General features: G+C 32.3%; 22 protein-coding genes. 7 read left to right on the forward strand and 15 right to left on the reverse strand.

The window, feature by feature from the left end:
• The first annotated feature begins 16 nt into the window (after window positions 1-16).
• The 5 genes from IM744_RS11730 (at window position 17) to IM744_RS11750 (ending at window position 4,914) form a co-directional block, all read left to right on the forward strand.
• Window positions 17-529, forward strand: a complete 513-nt coding sequence (locus IM744_RS11730) for a hypothetical protein (RefSeq protein WP_194508329.1) — start codon at window positions 17-19, stop codon at window positions 527-529.
• 367 nt (window positions 530-896) lie between these two features.
• A complete protein-coding gene (locus IM744_RS11735; RefSeq protein ID WP_194508330.1) occupies window positions 897-1,358 on the forward strand; it encodes a hypothetical protein in 462 nt (153 codons plus the stop codon).
• A 490-nt stretch (window positions 1,359-1,848) separates the two neighbouring features.
• The gene (locus tag IM744_RS11740; protein WP_194508331.1) at window positions 1,849-2,220 is read left to right on the forward strand and encodes a hypothetical protein; all 372 of its coding nucleotides are present in this window, start codon (window positions 1,849-1,851) and stop codon (window positions 2,218-2,220) included.
• 16 nt (window positions 2,221-2,236) lie between these two features.
• Window positions 2,237-2,620 (forward strand): hypothetical protein, encoded by a 384-nt coding sequence (locus IM744_RS11745; protein WP_194508332.1) that lies wholly within the window; start codon window positions 2,237-2,239, stop codon window positions 2,618-2,620.
• Between the two features lie 1,301 nt (window positions 2,621-3,921).
• The gene (locus IM744_RS11750) at window positions 3,922-4,914 is read left to right on the forward strand and encodes a hypothetical protein (RefSeq protein WP_194508333.1); all 993 of its coding nucleotides are present in this window, start codon (window positions 3,922-3,924) and stop codon (window positions 4,912-4,914) included.
• A gap of 132 nt (window positions 4,915-5,046) precedes the next feature.
• Here the strand turns inward: IM744_RS11750 and rimO are convergent, their stop codons facing one another.
• Window positions 5,047-6,351, reverse strand: coding sequence for a 30S ribosomal protein S12 methylthiotransferase RimO (rimO, locus tag IM744_RS11755; protein WP_194508334.1), 1,305 nt, complete (start codon window positions 6,349-6,351; stop codon window positions 5,047-5,049).
• 92 nt (window positions 6,352-6,443) lie between these two features.
• On the opposite strand from rimO, the gene IM744_RS11760 reads away from it, so the two are divergent.
• A complete protein-coding gene (locus IM744_RS11760) occupies window positions 6,444-7,514 on the forward strand; it encodes a serine hydrolase domain-containing protein (protein ID WP_194508335.1) in 1,071 nt (356 codons plus the stop codon).
• On the opposite strand, the gene IM744_RS11765 is transcribed toward IM744_RS11760, so the two are convergent.
• From IM744_RS11765 to IM744_RS11825, 13 genes are all read right to left on the reverse strand, one after another.
• The gene (locus tag IM744_RS11765; RefSeq protein ID WP_194508336.1) at window positions 7,511-9,166 is read right to left on the reverse strand and encodes an amidase family protein; all 1,656 of its coding nucleotides are present in this window, start codon (window positions 9,164-9,166) and stop codon (window positions 7,511-7,513) included. The two genes, IM744_RS11760 and IM744_RS11765, sit on opposite strands and share 4 nt — an antisense overlap.
• A 453-nt stretch (window positions 9,167-9,619) precedes the next feature.
• On the reverse strand, window positions 9,620-10,594 hold the full coding sequence (gene ftsY / locus IM744_RS11770; protein ID WP_194508337.1) for a signal recognition particle-docking protein FtsY: 975 nt from the start codon (window positions 10,592-10,594) through the stop codon (window positions 9,620-9,622).
• Between the two features lie 142 nt (window positions 10,595-10,736).
• Window positions 10,737-10,889: a DUF4295 domain-containing protein gene (locus IM744_RS11775; RefSeq protein WP_173588131.1), complete on the reverse strand. Its 153-nt coding sequence runs from the start codon at window positions 10,887-10,889 to the stop codon at window positions 10,737-10,739.
• A gap of 49 nt (window positions 10,890-10,938) precedes the next feature.
• The gene (gene rpmG / locus IM744_RS11780; RefSeq protein ID WP_028872792.1) at window positions 10,939-11,121 is read right to left on the reverse strand and encodes a 50S ribosomal protein L33; all 183 of its coding nucleotides are present in this window, start codon (window positions 11,119-11,121) and stop codon (window positions 10,939-10,941) included.
• Window positions 11,122-11,148: 27 nt separating this feature from the next.
• Window positions 11,149-11,385 (reverse strand): 50S ribosomal protein L28, encoded by a 237-nt coding sequence (rpmB, locus tag IM744_RS11785; protein ID WP_194508338.1) that lies wholly within the window; start codon window positions 11,383-11,385, stop codon window positions 11,149-11,151.
• 115 nt (window positions 11,386-11,500) lie between these two features.
• Entirely contained in the window at window positions 11,501-12,748 is a 1,248-nt protein-coding gene (locus tag IM744_RS11790; RefSeq protein ID WP_194508339.1) for a CinA family nicotinamide mononucleotide deamidase-related protein, read from the reverse strand.
• Entirely contained in the window at window positions 12,748-13,089 is a 342-nt protein-coding gene (locus IM744_RS11795; RefSeq protein ID WP_194508340.1) for an Hpt domain-containing protein, read from the reverse strand. The genes IM744_RS11790 and IM744_RS11795 overlap by 1 nt, the downstream gene beginning before the upstream one ends.
• On the reverse strand, window positions 13,089-13,700 hold the full coding sequence (locus IM744_RS11800; protein WP_194508341.1) for a fumarylacetoacetate hydrolase family protein: 612 nt from the start codon (window positions 13,698-13,700) through the stop codon (window positions 13,089-13,091). Before IM744_RS11800 ends, IM744_RS11795 begins: the two co-directional genes overlap by 1 nt.
• Window positions 13,701-13,809: 109 nt before the next feature.
• Entirely contained in the window at window positions 13,810-14,586 is a 777-nt protein-coding gene (locus tag IM744_RS11805; RefSeq protein WP_194508342.1) for a 3'-5' exonuclease, read from the reverse strand.
• A 207-nt stretch (window positions 14,587-14,793) separates the two neighbouring features.
• Window positions 14,794-16,128 (reverse strand): dihydrolipoamide acetyltransferase family protein, encoded by a 1,335-nt coding sequence (locus IM744_RS11810; RefSeq protein WP_194508343.1) that lies wholly within the window; start codon window positions 16,126-16,128, stop codon window positions 14,794-14,796.
• A gap of 90 nt (window positions 16,129-16,218) precedes the next feature.
• Window positions 16,219-17,316, reverse strand: coding sequence for a glycosyltransferase family 2 protein (locus IM744_RS11815; RefSeq protein ID WP_194508344.1), 1,098 nt, complete (start codon window positions 17,314-17,316; stop codon window positions 16,219-16,221).
• A gap of 6 nt (window positions 17,317-17,322) precedes the next feature.
• Window positions 17,323-17,940: a recombination mediator RecR gene (gene recR, locus IM744_RS11820; protein WP_194508345.1), complete on the reverse strand. Its 618-nt coding sequence runs from the start codon at window positions 17,938-17,940 to the stop codon at window positions 17,323-17,325.
• A gap of 99 nt (window positions 17,941-18,039) precedes the next feature.
• Window positions 18,040-20,544 (reverse strand): T9SS type A sorting domain-containing protein, encoded by a 2,505-nt coding sequence (locus IM744_RS11825; protein WP_194508346.1) that lies wholly within the window; start codon window positions 20,542-20,544, stop codon window positions 18,040-18,042.
• Window positions 20,545-20,705: 161 nt separating this feature from the next.
• Between IM744_RS11825 and IM744_RS11830 the strand changes: the two genes are divergently transcribed.
• Window positions 20,706-22,142 carry a sodium:solute symporter gene (locus tag IM744_RS11830; protein ID WP_194508347.1) on the forward strand — a complete coding sequence of 479 codons (1,437 nt, stop codon included), beginning with the start codon at window positions 20,706-20,708 and terminating at the stop codon, window positions 22,140-22,142.
• On the opposite strand, the gene IM744_RS11835 is transcribed toward IM744_RS11830, so the two are convergent.
• Window positions 22,119-22,481: a CoA-binding protein gene (locus IM744_RS11835; protein WP_194508348.1), complete on the reverse strand. Its 363-nt coding sequence runs from the start codon at window positions 22,479-22,481 to the stop codon at window positions 22,119-22,121. The two genes, IM744_RS11830 and IM744_RS11835, sit on opposite strands and share 24 nt — an antisense overlap.
• Window positions 22,482-22,640: the final 159 nt, after the last annotated feature.

Here is a 22,640-nt window from a genome sequence, read left to right on the forward strand (position 1 = left end):
TTAGAAACCAACCGATATGAATAAAATAATTCTTACATCAATTAGCATAATTTTCGCTTTCAATTCAATTTTCGGACAAACTAACGAAGAAAAATACGCAGAAGACGTAAAATCAGTTGATGCAATAATAAATGCATATTATGATGTTGTTTCAGGTTCGAGTAGTGAACCTTGGGAATTTGAAAGAGATAAATATATTCATTCAAAAAATGCTGTTATAACAAGACTGGCCGAAAATGGAAAAGCAGAATCACATACTCTTGAAGCGGAATATATACCAATCGTATTATCACCTAAAGAGGATTTTTACGAAAAGGAACTTAAAAGAAAAGTCAGTAAATATGGAAATATTGCACAAGTCTGGAGTGCATTTGAAATACGAACTGACCCAAAAACTGAATCAAATATTAGAGGACTGAATAGTATTCAACTTCATTACGAAAATGGAAGATGGTGGATAGATAGTTGGACTTGCGAAATGGAATCTAAAAAAAGTTCTGTAGTGAGTGAATTTATGATTAATGAATAAAAAAACTTTCGCTAACACCGTGTATAATTAATTGCTTAGTCACTGCCGACTTACGAATATTCCTGCGGAATATTCTATCTGTGTTTTATTTGCTAAATTAGTTGCTCAAACACGCAACTAACCATACACAACACGTTAAACGAACTAGTCAAGAAAACGCCTTTTAACTCATCCTATTTTAATGCAAGTTGAAATGATCACTAAATACAGTGTTAACATTTTGTGATAAAATTCTGACTATCCACATGTTATCTTCTTGATTTTGTATTTTTAAAAAGCTAACTTCGTTTAACGTGGAATATAAAACATTCAAACGCTTTTATATTCACAAATCATTAGCAAACATAAAAAACAACACCTAAAATATTTGAAGATAGACAATATGGAGTGGATAGAAAACGACACTATTTTTGATAAACTAGAAAAAAAATCTGAAAACTTCTTTAATAAGCTTGGTGACAAAATATCTGTTTCTAAAAACTATGATTATTGTTTGTTTTTGCAAATTAACGAGGCTTGGTATATAGAAAATGAAGGCTGGAGAGATTCAAACTCTAAACCTAAAAAAGATAATAAAGGTCGTTTAGTCTTAAATTTCTTTAAAGTTGATGGAGAAAGTAAAAGTTGGTTTAAAACTTTCGTCCCTTTAAAATTATCCAACTGTAGATTAAAAACTATTGACAATCTTACTTTTCAAATATTATCAGACACTGAATCTATTAGTGGCAAATTTGATGACTTTGACTCTTTAATGTGGGATTTTATGACTGGAAATGCTGAATTGGAAATCGAAATTGAGGATAAATTCAAAAAGATAGAAATAAAATAATAAGCCTGCTTATTGAGGAGAAGAGTTGACTTGCTTAAATGTGAAAAGGAAATAGTAAAAGGAAAATTGGAAAAAGTGAAGTATAAAACGATTTGCTAACACCGTATAAAAATAATTGCTACATTGTGCTTAATCAAAGGTCGTTGCACTTTTGTTACGTCTGATTTTCCTGCGGAAAATCCTCGCACACAAAACCGCAACTATTCTTATACATAAACGTTAAACGAACTAAAAAAAAACGCCTCTTAACTCACAACCTCAGCATACAAATCAAAGTCTTCTACAAGAGTAATTAAATTATAGAAACTCACACCATTTTAATGCAAGTTGAAATTATCACTAAATAAAGTATTAACATTTTGTGATAAAATTCTGACTATCTACATGTTATCTTCTTGATTTTAAATTTTTAAAAAGCTAACTTCGTTTAACGTGGAATATAAAACATTGAAACGCTTTTATATTCACGAAACATTGGCAAACATTTAAAATGAATAAAAAATATATAATAACAATTCTGATTTTAGGATTAATTGGTTTTTCAATAACATTTTTATTTAATAATAAAGATTCCAAATCAATTTGTCCAAAAAAAACTGAATTTAACTCTAATGAATGGAAATCAAATATAGATTCAAGATTCTGTATGATGACTAATATAATCGAAACTGAATTATTAATTAACAAGACAAAAGTTGATTTGGAAAAAATATTAGGAAAACCATTCTTAATAAATGACTTTTATAATGGAAAAAGTCACTTATACAAAACGAATGTCAAAGCTAATGAATATCTGAATTGGTATCTTTTTGTTCAATTAAAGAATGATTCGGTAGTTTCTGTTCAAAAAGCATCTGAATAAAAAACTATTGCCAACAATGGATGAAAATAAATCTAATATAGAGGATATAGATATTTATAAACCATTTAAGCATTTAACATTGCTTTTAGGGATTATTGGTCTATTATACGAATTATATCTATTAATTTGGAGCATTAATGAAGCTGTAAAGGGAATGAAATTGACAGGTGCAGGAAGAGCTCAATCTGAATTTTTCTTAATGCCTATGCTATTTTATGGAGGTTCAATAGCATTGACAAGCTTAGCACTTATTTTTATAAATGGTATTGTTGATTTAATTAGAAAAAATAATTTTTATCAATGGAATTTGAAATTATACCTGCTTTTACTTCTGATTTTTATAATTCCTGTTTTTACATTTTTCATACTACCCAACTTGATGTATTTAGGATGGAAATAAAAAACGATTTGCCAAAACCGTGTATAATTAATTGCTTTGGCAAGTACTTATTTGGAAAATTCCTTCGGAATTTTCTTGCGTTCGTTTTTGTTTACTAATTTAGTTGCTAAACCACGCAACTAACCATACACAACAACATTAAAAGAACTAAAAAAAAACGCCTCTTAACTCTCAACTTCAGCGTACAAATCAAGGTCTTTTGAAATCGTAATTAAATTATAGAAACTCACACCATTTTAATGCAAATTGAAATTATCACTAAATAAAGTATTAACATTTTGTGATAAAATTCTGACTATCCACATGTTATCTTCTTGATTTTAAATTTTTAAAAAGCTAACTTCGTTTAACGTGGAATATAAAACATTGAAACGCTTGTATATTCACGAATCATTGCCATTCATTGCGGAACGCACTCAAACTCGATAAATAATATATGAACAAATTAAATAAATGGATTCTAATAAATTGTTTGGTTTCATTTTTAATGTTTTGTTATATTTTTTATAGCCATATGAGTGCATCAGGTGGTGATATTGCTATTTATGCTTTAAATATAATATTCGGAATTCTTCAAATAATAGTGGTATCAATACTAATTTGGAAAAAAGAAAATACATTTTTTAGGATTATATTTTTCATTATACTACTTCAAATAATTGAAATTACTATTATGACGATTTGGGGTTATAGAATAAGGGCATTTCTTATATCATTTTAATTATCTGAACTGAAAACCAAAAACTGGATTAATTGCGGAATTTAGAAAGTTTCGGAATTGCTTACTCAAACGGAATTGAAAAATATTACGGAATAAAATGCCGACTAAATTTACTCAAACTCTGAAAATCGAAAATCGGAATTTATAGAAATAATTTGAACTAAAAAAACAACGAAATGTCAACACCGTATAAAAACAATGCTTAGTTTAGTGCTTAATCAAGAGTCCGTGCACTTTTGTAACATCTGATTTTCCTTCGGAAAATCCTCGCATACAAACCCGCAACTATCCTTATACATAAACGTTACGAACTAAAAAAAAACGCCTCTTAACTCACAACCTCAGCATACAAATCAAAGTCTTTTGAAATCGTAATTAAATTATAGAAACTCACACCATTTTAATGCAAGTTGAAATTATCACTAAATAAAGTATTAACATTTTGTGATAAAATTCTGATTATATACATGTTATCTTCTTGATTTTGAATTTTAAAAAAGCTAACTTCGTTTAACGTAGAATATAAAACATTGAAACGCTTTTATATTCACGAATCATTGCCAGTAATTTAAATAAACATATGGAAAATAAGAAAGATAACTTAGCTATTACTAGTGCGATAATTTTCGGAATATTAACAGCTGGAACAATTATATTCCAAATTGCCACAATAGACAGCGAAACTACCAAAACAGAAGCTACTCTATATAATATTTTACAATTCGTATTTGCTTTAGCATTTTCTTGGATTTTATCTCGTATCTCATCAAAAGATGAATTTGAAAAAAGTCAAAAAAAATTCGCTATTTCTGCCTACCGAAGAATTAATGAAATCGATAGAAGCGTAATGTCATTAATAAAGAGAACATACAAAACGAACAAAAAAAATGAATCTGGCATAGCAAATCCTGAATTAGAGGTAATTCAAGCAATTGGAGAAAACATTCAAAATACTATAAAATCATCAATAGCTGATTGGGCGGATATAATTGGTGAGGAAATATCTACTATTAAAGAAATTGAGAAATTAGAGAATGAAAAAAATAAACTTTTAAGAGAAAGCAGAGAAGAAAATACGAATAAAGTTGATTTGGTATTAAGTAAATTTTCGGAACAAGAGAAGAAAATTTCTGAATTGATTAATACTCTTCCAGAGTCACTTCAAATAGAAAAAGAGCTTAAAAAAAACAGCAACGATTGTATAAAAGAAAATGTCGAATTGCTAAAAGAAAATATAAAAGAAAACGGAGGATTAAAACTTCGGGGATTCAATGACAAAACTTATGACAAGGATGCTTTTAAAAAAATTGAAGTAGGTGATAAACTTGAAATCAAACCTTCTGATGTAGCCAAAAGAATTGGTTCTTTAAATGCTTTTTCAGGAAAGAAACCAATTGGCGTGATAATTAATAAATTAGGTAATGCATATCACGAACAAACACAAGCTATTTATAGAGTGCTAAAGACTTCATCGTTCAAGGCCATTGTAATTGAAATTGAAGACGAGAATGAAAATGGAAGGACATATTTCAGCGTAATAGTAAAAACTACTGGCAACACCGTGTATAATTAATTGCTCGGTTCGTGCTTACTTACGAAAATCCTCGCGGATTTTCTATTCGGTTTTTATTTGCTAAATTTAAGGCTTAACCACGCAACTAACCATACACAATCACGTTAAACGAACTAGTCAAAAAACCCCTTCTTAACTCACAACCTCAGCATACAAATCAAAATCCTCAGCCTCTGTAACTTTTACTGTTGCAAATTCTCCTGTTTTTAAATAGGTTGCTGTAGCATCAATTAAAACTTCGTTATCAACGTCTGGCGAATCAAATTCTGTACGACCTACAAAATAATTACCTTCTTTTCTGTCAATAACCACTTTAAATGTTTGTCCGATTTTTTGCTGATTCAACTCAAAAGAAATTTGAGATTGAATTTCCATAATCTGGTTAGCACGATCCATTTTCACCTCTTCAGGTACATCATCTTCAAGATTATAGGCATGTGTATTTTCTTCGTGAGAATAAGTAAAACAACCCATACGCTCAAAACGCATGTCTTTAACCCATTGTTTTAAGGTTTGAAAGTTTTCTTCGGTTTCACCAGGATAACCAACAATCAATGTTGTTCTAATGGTCATTTCTGGTACTCTTTCTCTAAAGTCTTTAAGTAACTTTGTGGTCTTCTCTTGCGTTGTTCCACGACGCATACTTTTTAAAATAGAATCGCTAATATGCTGCAACGGAATATCTAAATAGTTACAAATTTTAGGCTCACGCTTCATAATATCCAAAACATCCATTGGGAAACCCGTTGGGAAGGCATAATGCAATCTTATCCACTCAATACCTTCCACTTTAACTAGATGTTCAAGTAATTCGGCAAGGTTACGTTTTTTGTATATATCTAATCCGTAGTATGTTAAATCCTGAGCAATTAAAATTAATTCCTTGACACCATTGGCTGCTAATTTTTCAGCTTCGATAACAAGATTTTCAATAGGTGTACTTCTGTGTTTTCCACGCATTATTGGGATGGCACAAAAACTACAAGGTCTATCACAACCTTCGGCAATTTTTAAATACGCATAATTTTTTGGTGTTGTTGTTAAACGCTCACCAATGAGTTCATGCTTATAATCTGCACCTAATGCTTTTAATAATTGAGGTAACTCTGTAGTACCAAAATATTCATCTACATTTGGAATTTCTTTCTGTAAATCAGGCTTATAACGTTCACTCAAACATCCTGTTACAAACACTTTATCAACTTCTCCTGCTTCCTTTTTTTGCATGAATTCAAGAATGGTATTCACACTTTCTTCCTTGGCATTATTGATAAAGCCACAGGTGTTAATCACGACAACATTTCCTTCTTCTTCATGAACAACGTCCTTTCCACTGGCTTTTAATTGTCCCATCAACACTTCACTATCGTACACATTTTTGCTACATCCTAGTGTTACAACGTTGATTCTATTCTTCTTAAGTGATTTAGTTCTCATAGTCAAATTTCAGTTGGCAAAGATACATAATGATTTGTGATAAACTGTTAAACCTTTTTTATCTTTAATGGTCTTATTACAAAACTAATCCCATGAAATATTCGAGTGTAGCACTTTTAATTTTAAGTAGTATTCTGTTTTTTAGTTGTTCTTCGGAAGACACACAACCTTACATTGAACAAGAGTCTATATATTTTCCTCCTCTTACTTCGGAAACGTGGGACACCAAATCTTTGTCTGAAATAGGATGGAATGTCACTGAACAACAACCACTCTTAGACTATCTCGAAATTAAAAATACCAAAGGGTTCATCATGCTTCACAACGGAAAAATCGTCGTAGAAAGTTACATGAATGGTCATACCGAATCTTCATCTTGGTATTGGGCAAGTGCAGGAAAAACCTTGACAACAACGGTTACAGGAATTGCCCAAGACGAAGGGATTTTAAATATTAATGACAAAGTTTCAGATTATATTGGTACTGGATGGACGAGTATTCCTTTAGAAAAAGAAAATCTCATTACCAATAAAAACCTATTATCTATGACTTCTGGTTTAGACGATACTTTAGGTGAAGATATTTCCGCAGAAAACCTACAATACCTTGCAGACTCAGGAGATCGTTGGGCATATCATGGTGTGTTTTTAAAATTACAAGATGTTATTGCTAACGCAAGCAATCAAACTTGGAACTCTTATTTTAATACCAATCTAAAAGACAGAATAGGTATGTCTGGAGCTTGGGTTCCTTTAGGAGATTTGAATATCTATTGGAGTACAACGAGAAGTATGGCACGTTTTGGATTACTAACTTCTGCCAAAGGTAAATGGGAAAACACTCAAATTGTATCTCAAGATTTCTTAAATCAAGCTACAAACTCATCACAATCTATCAACCAAGCCTATGGTTATTTATGGTGGCTCAACGGGAAATCTAGCTATCACTTACCTCAATCTCAACTAGAGTTTAATGGCGAACTCATCTCAAATGCTCCAAGTGATATGTATTGTGCTTTGGGAAAAAACGATCAAAAAATCTATATCGTACCAAGTAAAAAATTAGTTGTTATTAGAATGGGAGAAGCTGCAGATGGTACAAACTTTGCGCTTTCAAATTTTGATAATGAACTTTGGGAAAAGATTAATTTGGTTATAAATTAATTATATGTTTCAGGAGCAACTCGCATTTTAGAAGCTTGCTCATAAACATAAGCCCATTCTAATAGTTGCTTTTCTCTTAAGCGAGAACTAATAATAGTCAAACCTTTTGGTACTCCAGCTTTAGTATAACCCATTGGTACCGTAATTGCTGGATATTCTGCTACTGCAGCAAAACCTGCGTGATAATTATTAATAGACAAAACACCATCTAAGTTATTGGCTTTCATTGGTTCGTCAAAGAAACGTTTTCCGTTGGTTTTTAAAGTCGCTTTGATTTTAGAAAACTCCTCATCAGTAGCAGAATCATCAGCAATACCTTGGAATAATTGTTGTCCGTAAGGCATTGTATTCAAACTATCTTCCTTATTAAAAGCCATGATATCTTCAATAGATGTGTAGCCTAGTTTAGAATTTCCGTAGTTATCCAAATAGCTTACCAAATCGGTTTTCATATCTAGATTCAATAATCTGACAAAATCTGGAAGATTTATCGCTTGAGCTTCAATTTCTATAATTTCTGCACCTTGAGATTTCAAAACAGCGATGGCATTTGCATATAATTCATCTTCCATCAAACTTTTAAAAGCGCCAAATCGTTTATTATTTAGAGTCGCTTTTTTAAAACTTCCTGCTGTATAATATCTAACTAATGAATCAAAATCAGACTTTGAATCTGATGGATCTTCACCTCTTAAAACATCTAAAAGAATCGCATTATCCGTTACATTTTTAGTGATTGGTCCTGCTGTATCCAAAGTAGAAGAAATTGGTACAATCCCACTACGACCCACTAAACCAATAGTAGGTTTTAATCCTACAGTAGAATTTTGACTCGCTGGTGACAAAATGGAACCAGAGGTTTCACTACCAATTGCAGCGACACAAAAATTGGCTGCAACTGCAACAGCACTACCAGAACTAGAACCTCCTGTGTCGATAGTTTTACGACCATACGGATTTAAGGTTTGACCACCAATTGCAGAATATCCACTTGGGCAATCACCACAGAAAAAATAAGCCCATTCGCTTAAATTAGACTTACCTAAAATTAAAGCGCCATGATCTTTTAAACGTTTTACAATAAAAGCATCATCTGTGTTATTATCTTTTAATGCTACTGCTCCAGCAGTTGTTGGCATTCCTGAAGTATTGATATTATCTTTTAATAGAATTGGCATCCCAAAAATTGGGTGCTTCAGCATTTTATTAAGTAAATCTCTATCTTTTTGCTTTGCCTCAATGATAACATTTGGATTTAAAGCGATGACCGAATTTAAAGACAACTCATTTTCGCGATCAAATTGTCTAATGCGATATAAATAAAACTTGGTGAGTTGCTCGTAAGAAAATTTGCGTGCATTGATATGTTTTTGAATTGTTGGGATGTCTTGATCTAGAATCAACGGTTTGAAACGATTGTAATCAGATTCTTTAAAGTCCTCCATTTGCGGACTAATAGTTTCCCAAATTTCAGCTTTGGTAAGATATTTAGAGTCTAAGACTTTAAACGCTCTAAAATCTTTTGTAGATATTGCGCTTAAATCTTTAGTTATCTCACTCTCTTTAGTATTGTTTTCTTTTGAGTTTTTTTCTTCGGAAGGTTTGCAGCTTACAACACATAAAACAAAGCAAAATAGAATTAGATATCGCATGATTAGAATTTCTAATAAAAATAAGTAAAATTAATCTTGATATCTAATAATACTAAATCCTAACTATGACTAGCATAAGGACTAAAACTTTGAATGAACAGATAAACTTGACTTTGATAAATAAAAAAAGCAAATATAAAAATCAAAAGACTTACGATGACTGTAGAGTTCAACTGTTTTAAAATTAAACTTCTAACACAGTAAAACAGAATTACACTAAAGAGAGGTACTATAAAATATAGCGGAAAACTGATATAGTCAATTAAATAACTAGGGATTAAAGGATTGCGGTCCTGAAAATATACAATTAGAAAATTCCAAATGAAGCTTATCAATATATGAAGAGAAACTAAAATATTGACAATCAACAGGATTTTTATAATCTGTTCATCTTTTTTAGTTTCAATGACCATCTATCTTCTCAATTATGAAATTCCTTTTTTCAAAGAAAATCTATTTAAAAAAACTATCTACAAACTCATATTTATTAAATACTTGTAAATCCTCTATACCTTCACCAACTCCAATATATTTAACTGGGATTTTAAATTGATCGCTAATCCCAATAACAACACCACCTTTTGCAGTACCATCAAGTTTGGTAACCGCTAATGTAGTCACTTCTGTTGCTGCAGTAAATTGTTTAGCTTGTTCAAATGCATTTTGACCTGTTGAACCATCTAAAACCAATAATACATCATGAGGAGCATCTCCAATTACTTTTTGCATGACACGTTTTACTTTGGTCAACTCGTTCATTAAATTCACTTTGTTGTGTAAACGTCCTGCAGTATCAATAATGATCACATCTGCATCTTGATTAACTCCAGATTGTAAGGCATCAAAAGCTACACTTGCTGGATCACTTCCCATGTCTTGACGAATCATTGGCACATCCACACGATCTGCCCAAACTTGAAGTTGATCTATGGCTGCTGCTCTAAATGTATCTGCAGCTCCTAAAACAACTTTAAATCCTTTCTTTTTAAATTGATAAGCTAATTTACCTATAGTTGTTGTTTTACCAACACCATTGACACCTACAACCATTAAAACGTATGGCGTTTTTGAGCCATCGGCTTGTTTAGGTAATTGAGGAATCACATAATCTGTTTCTTCACCAGAATTGGTTTCAGATAACAGTCCTGCTATTTCTTCGCGTAAGATTTTATTTAATTCTGAAGTTCCTAAATATTTATCTTTAGAGACACGTTCTTCAATACGAGTAATAACTTTTAGTGTTGTATTTACTCCAACATCACTACTTACCAATATTTCTTCTAGATTATCTAAAACGTCATCATCAACTTTAGATTTACCAGCAACCGCTTTATTTAATTTTGTAAAAAACGTTGTTTTTGATTTCTCTAGCCCTTTATCAAGGGTTTCCTTTTTTTCCGAAGAAAATATTTTTTTAAAAAAACTCATTCGTTATATGTATTTACAACTAATAGTCAAATGTCGAGCCGAAAATTTTAACTGCTATTTTGTCACATTTGCTCAAATATAAACATAAAAAAACTGCTTTCAAATATGAAAGCAGTTCGTAATCAAACATTAAATGTTTAATTTATTTCTTGTTTAAAAAATCACTGACAAACTCTGGTGCCATTACTGACTCCACAAACATGTAAGCTCCCGTTTTTGGTGATTTTACCATTTTGATTGCTTTTGTAAGTCTCTTAGATCCTGTTTGTAATGATGCTACTGATTTCTTTGCCATGACTATATATGGGTATTATTTGATTTTTTCTTGCGAAAATCTCGAATTATTATTTAATCTCTTTGTGAAGGGTCATACGCTTTAAAACAGAATTAAATTTCTTAATTTCCATTCTATCTGGCGTGTTCTTTTTGTTTTTTGTAGTAATGTAACGAGACGTTCCTGGTTGCCCAGACTCTTTGTGCTCTGTACATTCTAATATAACCTGTATTCTATTTCCTCTTTTTGCCATTGTACGTGTATTTAACGCGTGATGCTATTATTTTATAAATCCTTTAGATTTCGCTTCTTTTAAAGCAGCAGAAATACCAATCTTATTGATTGTTTTTAACGTTGAAGTTGCTACTTTTAAAGTAACCCACTTATCTTCTTCAGGAATATAAAAACGCTTCTTTATTAAATTAGCATTGAATTTACGCTTTGTTTTGTTCATCGCGTGAGATACGTTGTTTCCAACCATCGCTTTCTTTCCAGTAAGTTCACAAACTCTTGACATTTCTTTCTAACTTTATATGATGTTATACTGTGCCTATCTTTAAATACCACTCATGGATATTTTTAAACAGGGTGCAAATTTAATAAAACTTTGTAATACAGGCAAACTAAAACAGCTACTTTTTTAAAATTTCTTTTTGTAACATTTCAAAGGCTTTATTTGCTGCCTTATTTATGACTTTAACACGATGGTTCCCAAAGCTGAATTTTTCAGAGTATACGTGGGTTTTTGTGGCAATTGCAATATATACAATTCCTAAATCTTCTGCTGTATCATCTTTTGTTGGTCCTGCATTACCAGTTGTAGCAATTGCAAAATCTGTATTAAATAATTGTAATACATTTTTAGCCATGGCTTCTGCAACTTCTCCACTTACGACAGAATGTTCATCTATTAATGCTTCGGAAACTTTAAGCACATTAACCTTTGCTTCTTTTGTATAACTTACAATGCTTCCTTTAAAATATTTTGATGCGCCTGCGTTTGTTGTAAAACGTTCTGCTAACAATCCACCTGTACAACTTTCTGCTGTTGCTACCGTTTTTTGTTGCTCTGTAAGATAGGTTCCAATGACTGACTCAATTGATAAGTCTTCTTCAAAACCAACAAATATATCTGCTATTTGAGGCATTAACAATTGGATTTGTCTTTCCATTTCGATTTCAACAACCAACTTATCATTTCCTTTGGCAGACAATCTTAACCTTACACGACCTAAACTTGGCAAATATGCTAATTTGATAAACGCTGGTAATTCATCTTCAAATTTCTCTATACGCTCTGCAACCATACTTTCTCCTAAACCGTAGGTTAAAAATGTTTTATGCTGTATGTAAGGAAATTTAAAGCGTGATCTTAATTTTGGAATCACCTCATCATCAATAAGTGCTTTCATCTCAAAAGGAACACCTGGCAACGAAATAAAAACAGTATCATTTCTTTCTAACCAAATGCCTGGAGCACTACCATACTTATTCATAAGCACATCTGCTTTTGAAGGCACTAATGCTTGATCTAAATTAACTTGAGTCAATGGTTTCTTAATAAAAACTTCCCATAAATGCTCAATGTTTTTTCTAACGGAAATATCTTCCTTTAAAGTATCGTCAAAATAATGGGTAATCGTTTTTTTGGTAATATCGTCTTTTGTTGGCCCTAAACCTCCAGTTACAATAACGATATCTGCATTAGCTTCGGCTTCTGCAAATGCTTTTAAAATATGGTCTCGATCATCTTGTACAGATGTGATTTGATACACCGAAACACCTATTTTATTAAGTTGTTTTGCTATAAATGCTGAATTTGTATCAACAATTTGACCAATGAGAATCTCATCACCAATGGTAATAATTTCTGCTAACATTATAAGTTGAAGTCTTCTTTAAGCTCTGCTGTGGCTTGTTCTACAGCTGCTAAAACTAATTTTAACTGGCTAGAACAATCTTCTCCTGCTTTTTCAAATTTACCCCAATCTTGGACGACTAAAAGATCCTGGAGAACGCCAAGCTCAAATAAATCTATGGTTGGTTTCATTTTATGAGCAGCTTGATAGGTTTCTTTATAATCTGATGTTGCTACTGCATTTTTGAGTCGCTCAGCATCTTCTGGCACTTCTTCTATAAACGCTTCGGCAAGCGCTTTAATAAAGTCCATATCATTGTCTGCTAATTCTTTTACTCTATTTAATTTATAATTTTGTTCCATTATTTAACTGTAATTGAAAACAATTGTTTGTCTTCTATAAATCCTATTAATTTATCATTAGCAATTACTCTGCCAACTCCTGCTGGAGTTCCCGTAAATATAATATCTCCAATCTTTAAAGTGAAATATTTTGAGACATATTCTATAATTTCGTCAATTTTCCAAAGCATTAAACTCGTATTCCCATTTTGAACAAGCTCGTCATTCTTTTTCAAACTAAAATTTAGGTTATTTAAATCTTCAAAGTTTTTCTTCGGAAGCCACTCTCCAATCACTGCTGCACCATCAAATGCTTTAGCTTTTTCCCATGGCAATCCTTTAGCTTTGAGTTGCGCTTGCAAATCTCGTGCAGTGAAATCGATACCTAAACCAATGTCATCATAATATTTATGAGCAAATTTCTTATCAATGTGCTTTCCTACCTTATTAATTTTCACCAAAATTTCAACTTCATGATGCACATCGTCAGAAAAATCTGGAATAAAAAATGGCTGCTTCTTTAATAATATAGATGTATCAGGTTTTAAAAACACAACTGGATCTGTTGGCTTTTCGTTTTCTAATTCTTTAATGTGGTCTGTGTAATTACGACCTATGCAGATTATCTTCATTAGCAAAATTTATTTTGTCATTCTCGCGAAAGCGGGAATCTTATTCTGTTTTTCTCGCAAAGACGCAAAGACGCAAAGCTTACTCATTCGACTCTTCTGTCTTCTGTCTTTAACTTAGTTTATTATTAAAAGCTCTTAACTTAATAGCAGTCAACACCTTTTTAGTATATAATGGAAAATCTGCATTAAGCAACCATCCAAAATAACCTGGTTCTTTATCTAAAACTTCTGTTACTAGTTTCCCTTTATGCTTTCCGAAGGAAAAACATTCTACACCTTCTTTATTATAGGTAATGAATCCTGCAAAGTCTGCGAATTTCTTACGTGAACTGAATTCTGCCAAAAACTTAGAATCATTTTCTAAGTCTTCATATCTATCTAATTGTGCTTTTAGAACTTCGTAAGTTGCTAAAGTATCTGCTTCTGCACTATGCGCATTATCTAAATTTTTATCACAATAAAACTTGTAAGCAGCACTCAACGTACGTTGTTCCATTTTATGAAAAATAGTTTGCACATCAATTGATTGTGTGTTTTTCATATCAAAATCAATATCTGCACGTAACATTTCTTCTGCTAAAACAGGAATATCAAATCGGTTAGAGTTAAAACCTCCCAAATCTGAATCTTTAATCATTGTATAAACCTCTTTAGAAATCTCTTTAAAGGTTGGTGCATCTGCTATATCTGCATCAGAAATCCCATGAACCAAAGTCACTTCTGGCGGAATAGGTATTGTTGGATTGACACGCTTGGTGTAGGTTTCTTCCTTTCCGTCAGGATACACCTTTAAGATGGATATTTCTACAATTCTATCGTTAGTAATATTAATTCCTGTAGTTTCTAAATCGAAAAAACAGATGGGTTTTGTGAGGTTGAGTTGCATGTACTATTAATTTTGGGCAAAGATAAATAGAATATGTGTAAGTAAATATTTACTAGGGAGATTTATAGACTTAAGACTTGTACATAAAATGAATACAAAAAAAAGCACAGTCCTAAAACTGTGCTTTTCACTTTTATATTTCTATTAATTAAAATAAGACTTATGAGATTCTTCGTTTCACTTTGAATGACATAAATACAGGGATTTTTAGATCTCTCTATTAGAATCCCAAGCTTCTAAATAATCTTTTACTGCTTTTACAAATTGTCCGCCAAGCGCACCATTCACAACGCGATGATCATAAGAATGAGATAAGAACATTCTATATCTAATTCCAATAAAATCACCTTCAGGAGTTTCAACAACTGCAGGCACTTTTCTAATGGCACCTAAAGCTAGAATTCCAACTTGTGGCTGATTAATAATTGGTGTTCCCATAATACTTCCGAAGGTACCAACATTTGTAACCGTGTATGTTCCTCCAGCAATATCATCTGGTTTTAATTTATTATCTCTGGCACGACCAGCCAAATCATTAACTTTTTTGGTCATCCCAACTAAGTTTAACTGATCTGCATCTTTTATAACTGGCACAATTAAATTACCATTACCTAAAGCTGCTGCCATACCTAAATTGATATGTTTTTTCTTAACTATTGTATCGCCTTGCAATGAAATGTTCATCATTGGGAAATCACGCAATGCTTTCGCAACTGCTTCCATAAAGATTGGTGTAAAGGTTAAGTTTTCGCCTTCTCTTTTAAAGAAACCATCTTTTACCTTTTTCCTCCAATTCCATATTTTAGTCACATCTGCTTCAATAAAACTTTGCACATGAGCAGACGTTTGCACAGACTCAACCATATGATGCGCAATCAATTTGCCCATTCTAGTCATTTCTATAATCTCATCCTCTCCATTTGCAACCACTGGAGCTGCTTCTTTTTTCTTCTCAACAGTTTTAGCTGGAGCAGATGCTGCCTTTGGAGCTTCTTGAGCTACTTCTTTAACAGGAGCTGGTTGTGAACCTCTATTTTCTATATAAGAAAGAATATCGTTTTTAGTAACACGACCATCTTTTCCTGAGCCAAAAACACTATCTAGTTCTGTTTGAGAAATCCCTTCTTGTTTAGCGATGTTTCTTACTAATGGAGAATAAAAACGATCTCCTGAGCTAACAACTGGAGTTGCAGTTTCTTTTGCTGCAACAACTGTTTTAGAAACCTCAGCAACTGCAATAGGTTCTGCAATTTCTTTTACTGGTTCTGCTTTTGGAGTTTCTATTGAACCACCTGCTTCTCCATTAATTTCAATTACAGCAATAGTTTGACCTACTTGCACAACGTCATCAACGTCAAATAGTTTTTCTATTAAAACACCATCTACTTCACTTGGCACTTCACTATCCACTTTATCTGTAGCAATTTCAAAAACTGCTTCATCTGCTTCTATTGTATCGCCTACATTCTTCAACCAAGATGTTATTGTTGCCTCTGCAACACTCTCTCCCATTTTAGGAAGTTTTAGTTCAAATTTTGCCATATCTGTAATCTAGCGTGTGTATTTTGTTAGTTGGTTGCAAAATTAATTAAAAAACAACACATTTGTTGCGATTATTTCAATTAATTATTATCAAAAGGTTATAACCTCTCCTCTACTTTTGGAACTGTTACTTCCGATGATAAAGTTAGAGTTTTTTGGTAGAATTTTAAAGGTCGTGCTACAATTTTTAGGTGTATTGGTAATGATTTCGATGATTGACTTAAAACTAAGGTAGTTATTGTCGAAAATATACTCAGTGTCATTTTGATAACCACCCCATTCCAGTTGCAGTTCTAATGTCGTTTTCAAAACCTTTTCCAATGCTTTATTTTTTTCTTCGGAAACAAATACAAAACTTTTTGGATTGCTTTTAATTTCTAGAGTTGACTTTTGAAACCAAGTTGCAAATCTCACTCCAAACCAAACCATTAAACTAAATAAAGCACTAGATTTAAAATGCTTTTTATAAAATATTTGCATAGCTCCATAAAATCGCTTAGCATAAACCTTATCTTTTAATGTACTTTCCCCTTTATAATGTATAACTGTTGTTTTACCATTATACATGTTATCATAACCCAATTCACCTACCTTGTATGACAAATCTACATCCTCACCATACATAAAGTAGTCTTCATCAAAACCGCTAACCTCATCATAAATCGACTTTTTAAGTAACATAAACGCACCAACCAAAACAGGAATTACACCTACATCTGTCTCATTAAGTTCTTTGACATAATACGAATCTGAGAAACCTAACATCTTTTTTAAAGCAACTTTTGGTGTAGGAACATAACGTTTACTTTCTGGTAAAAATCGTCCTTGACCGTCCACTAACTTACAACCTAGAATCCCTAGATTTTTATATGCTTCGGAAAAGTTAAGCAACATTTCAAAAGTATCTTCTGCAACAACCGTATCTGGATTCAGAATGCATAAATATTCTCCTTTAGCCTGTTTTACAGCTATATTGTTTCCTTTTGAGAATCCGTAATTTTTAGAATTCTCAATTAATTTCACTTCCGGAAATTGGCGTTTTACCATGTCACAACTATCATCTTCAGACAAGTTATCAATGACGATGATTTCAGAATCAATATGAATTAAAGCTGCTTCAACACTTTTGATACAGAGCTCCAAAAAATGGCGCACATTGTAATTTAGTATAATGACAGATAATTTCAATATTTATTATGATTTTAAAGATGCCTCAAAAGGGATTCTGTTAATTATACTTCTACCAAGAGTCACCTCGTCTGTATATTCTAATTCATTTCCAACAGAGATTCCTCTTGCAATTGTAGATGTTTTCACATTGCAACCTTGAATTTGTTTAAAAATATAGAAGTTGGTGGTATCGCCTTCCATTGTAGAACCTAGTGCAAAAATAAGTTCGGTAATTGCACCAAGCTTAACTTTCTCCACCAATGAACTAATATTTAATTCATTTGGACCTATACCATCCATTGGAGATATTTTTCCGCCTAAAACATGATACAATCCTTTAAAAGAGCTTGTGTTTTCAATAGCCATAACATCTCTAATATCCTCAACAACACAAACTATGCTTTCATTACGATTTGGATTCGCGCAAATATCACACAGATCTGTATCACTTATATTATGACAGCTTTTACATAATTTTATTTCGGTTCGCATTGTACTTAATGCCTTCGTAAAATCCAGCGTTTGCTCCTTTGGCTGACGCAACATATGTAACACCAAACGTAATGCAGTGCGCTTACCAATACCTGGTAATTGCGACATTTCGTTGACTGCGTTTTCTAGTAATTTAGAAGAAAATTCCATAGTTGCGAATTTACAATATGTAAAGCAATTTCAAATGCGTTTAAATAAAAAACCACTATTACAAAACAATAGTGGTTTTTTATTATACTTAATCTTGTATTATTCTATGATTAATTTCTTTGTCACAGATCCTTGAAGGTTGTTAATTTTCACAAAGTAAAGACCTGTAGAATAGTTAGACACGTCAATTGTGGTTGGTTCTGAAATATTGATATTTTTCGTAAAATACATTAACTTACCTAAAGCATCATAGATTCTTACTGAAACCAGATCACTTTTATTCCAATTGATTGTTACATTATTTTTTGCAGGATTAGGATATAACTCAAAAGATTCTAATGCAAATTCATTGACACTTAAAGTGGCATCAAACACATCTGAACTCCATAACCCACGACCATAAGTTCCTGCATAGATTTTATTGTCTGCTGTATTAACTTCAAGTTCGCTAATAATCACATTAGGTAAACCATTACTAAATGGCTGCCACTCTGTAAATGTATCATCAATGTAATAAATCCCATAATCCATACCTAAGTACAACCCATTATCACCATTGTCATGCCATGCTAATGCTTGTGCACTGAAGTTTGGCAAATTTAATTTGTATGACGTCCAAGTATCTCCACCATTTGAAGACACGTACACCTTTTGATTACCTGTAGTTGCAATAGCGACTCTATTTGGATCTGTTGGATGTATAGTTATAGAGTTAATAGATCCACTAAAGCCTTCTAATGCTGTCCAATTTGAATTCGTATCAACAGACATATTTTTATACAAACTTGAACCTCGTGCAGCATATTGATAATTACTATTAGAAGGTGCTATTTTTAAATGATTAAGATTTCCGCCAAAGTCTTGTGATATACTTTCCCAAGAATCTCCTCCATTAATTGATTTGTAAACTTCATCATAACCGGAATAAACTACATTAGGTAAAATCAGATCTTGTTCAAATGGTGTTATCCAATTTCCAGATTTACCTTCTGGACTACCAATCCCTGTAATGCTTAAACCACTATTTAATGATCTGTAAAGCGAACCGTTTTGAGAAGTACCGTAAATTATATTAGAATTGTTTTTGTCAATAAAACTTTCCATACCATCTGCTCCTAACCAATCTGTCCAATCTCCATTTACATCCATTATAGAAGTCCCATTATCCTGAGCACCACCCGTTACAATCACAGGATCTGTTTGGCTAATTCCAATTTTATAAAACTGACGAATTCCCATACCTCCTGTTAAATCTTTATAATAAGCACTATTAACTACCGTAGGAGTCTCTGCGACATACAATCCTCCATCTGTACCAACATATAACTTATCATTTACAAATTCTAAAATATCTACATCTGCATGGCAATATCCAATATTAAGTCCATTTGCATTATTAGGTGTCCATTGTGATGTAGAAGTAAAAAAATCACCTCCACTTGTAGATCTCCAAGTATTAATACCAGCGATATGCACATCGTTTACATCATTAGGATTTACTGCAATATCCATATCTCTAGGTGCTTGACCATAACCTGCATCTTCTGGATCTTCTGGATCAGAACTGTAACCAAAATAATTTTTACCTGCGTGATTTAATGTCACAAATGATGCTGCAGAATTTTCAGATTTATACAATCCTCCAAAGACTCCATTATCTGCTTCTAAAACATATACAACTTCTGGATTATTTGCAGAAACTCCAATCATTTTCGGACCATCTCCAAATCCTGCAAGTCCTGTCCAATTATCACCAGAATTAGTTGAAACAAAAAAGTCATCTCCACTGGCATATATTGTACTATATAGTCCGTCAGGCTTAAATTCAAAATCATAACCGTTTGGAATTACTGGTAAAATCTTAGTCCAGCTAATTCCTCCATCTGTAGATTTATAAAGTCCTCCACTTTGTACTGAACAGTACATTTTATTAGTATTTGTTGGATCAATAAGAATTTTATTCACAGAACCATTTCCAGTGTCTGCTAGAACACTCCAAGTTATACCACTATCTGTCGAGATAAAAATTGTCCCACTTCCAGAGCCCCAAAAATAGGTTGTATTTACAGTTGGATGAATTGTCAATGCAGACACATTTAAGTTTGATAAATTATCAGTCAACACAGTCCAGTTTAAACCACCATCTATAGACCTCCAAACACCTCCAGTATCTGCACCTGCGATAATATGATTTGGATTTTCAGGTTCTACAGCTATTGAAGTAATACGACCAACTCCAGGATTCCAGCCACTTGTAGCATTCCATGATATTGGACCTAATTGTTCCCAAGAACCAATTGTAGTTCTTGCAGAAGATGAATTTTCATTTAAATAGCTATTGTAGATTTCTAATTCATTATAATAAAATTCTGGTGATGGTAACATTCCGTTTTCATCCATTCTTCTCAGTGCTTGATATTCCCAACGTTTGTATGGCTTGTATCCTTTTCCACGCTCGGTACCAACTTGAGCAAAATGAGTTTCGGCAACGGTTTGAATGTCTTGTACTGTGTGAGTTCCTTCAGAAATCATCTGTTTGTAATCCTGAGAATACATGGCAGTAACAGACAATAAAAATATGAGTAGTAAGTAATAATTTTTCATTTTCAATAGTGATTTTTTTAATTTGAATTACAATAAGGAATTCCATACACTAATCTACTGTTCAGAAAAGCATATAATTCTCTAGAAATTACTTATTATTGTTTACAATTTTTTTTACTAAAGTAAGACAATTACATTAAAACACTGTTAAAACAACCTATATGTCGACAAACGTCATTATTCTACTTATTCTAGCCTATTTTGGTGTATTAGTTTTGATTTCTTACCTCACGGGAAAAACATCTGGAAATGCAGCTTTTTTCAAAGCAAACAAACAATCACCTTGGTATGTTGTTGCTTTTGGGATGATAGGTGCATCACTCTCTGGTGTCACATTTATCTCTGTACCTGGTTGGATTGAAGCATCTCAATTTAGCTATATGCAAGTTGTACTTGGCTATATTGTTGGTTACTTAGTTATTGGAACCGTTCTCTTACCGCTATATTATAGATTAAACCTGACATCAATTTACAGCTATTTAGAAACTAGATTTGGGAATTATGCCTACAAAACTGGAGCTTCTTTCTTTTTAATTTCTAGAATTATTGGCGCTAGTTTTAGATTATATCTCGTTGCCAATGTTTTACAAATCATACTATTTGATGATTTAGGCGTTAGCTTTTGGCAAACAGTGACTATCACTGTTTTACTAATTTGGCTTTACACGTTCAAATCTGGTATTAAGACTATCGTTTGGACAGATACACTTCAAACACTGTTTATGTTAATAGCAGTTGGTGTAGCCATCTATTATGTAAGTGACTCCTTAGATATTCAAGGTGGAAATATCCTAAGCTACGTATTAGATAGTGATCTTTCAAAAGTCTTCTTTTTTGAAGATTTTAAATCTGCTAATTATTTCTGGAAACAGTTTATCTCTGGTGCTTTTATTGCCATTGTAATGACTGGATTAGACCAAGATATGATGCAAAAAAACCTAACCTGTAGAACATTAAAGGATGCTCAAAAAAACATGTTTTGGTTCACCATTGTACTTACAATAGTAAACTTTGTATTTTTAAGTTTAGGCCTTTTACTTACTGTTTATGCGCAACAAAATGGAATTGACGCTCATAAAGATGATTTGTTTCCAATTTTAGCTAAAAATCATTTAGGCATTACTGTATTTGTCTTTTTCTTACTAGGTTTAATTGCTGCTGCTTATAGTAGTGCAGATAGTGCTTTGACATCACTAACAACATCGTTTAGTATAGACATCTTGGATATAGAGAAAAAATATTCCGAAGAAAAACAAGTAACGATTAGAAAACGAATTCATATTGCTATTTCTTTTGTACTTATCTTAGTCATTATAGGATTTAAATATATCATTCAAGATGAAAGTGTGATACAAAAACTATTTGTGTTTGCAGGATATACTTATGGACCATTACTTGGTTTGTATGCTTTTGGACTATTTACAACTTGGAATGTCAAAGACAAAATAGTACCAATCGTTGCTGTCTTATCGCCAATTTTATCCTACATCATAAGTGTGAACAGCTTAAAATGGCTTGGATTTGAATTTGGTTTCTTTATCCTAATCTTAAATGGATTTCTTACCTTTTTAGGTTTAGTATTGATTCGTAGACAATAGTACCAAGGTACAAGCTTCTTCAAAATAAATATTCTCTTGTTTTAGGATATTTTGGAATTCTGGGTTTTCGGTTCCTGGATTGAAAATAATACGCTTTGGATGAAGTCCAATTATGTAATCATAATATTCCTTTTGACGTTGCGGATTAAGGTACAAAGTCACTGTATCAATATTCTTGTAAGGCATTAAATTAGTATCGATATTTACACCTGCTACTTGTCCTTCCCTCAAACCAAAAGCAACCACTTCATGATTGTAACGGTTCAATCTATTTATTGCGATATTAGAATAACGCTCTGGTTTTAAAGATGCTCCTATGACTAATGTTTTCTTACTCATGTGTATTTGATTTTTTACAAAATTAAAACTCTTCTATAGAATTTGAATCTCAAAATGTTAAAACCATGTTAACAAGTGTTAAAAGGAGTAACAATATAAAGAAACCGTCGTCTATAAATTAACAATCATTTTTCAATCAATCAATCAATCAATCAATCA

This window comes from Psychroserpens luteus (assembly GCF_015319355.1).
GTDB lineage: Bacteria > Bacteroidota > Bacteroidia > Flavobacteriales > Flavobacteriaceae > Psychroserpens > Psychroserpens luteus.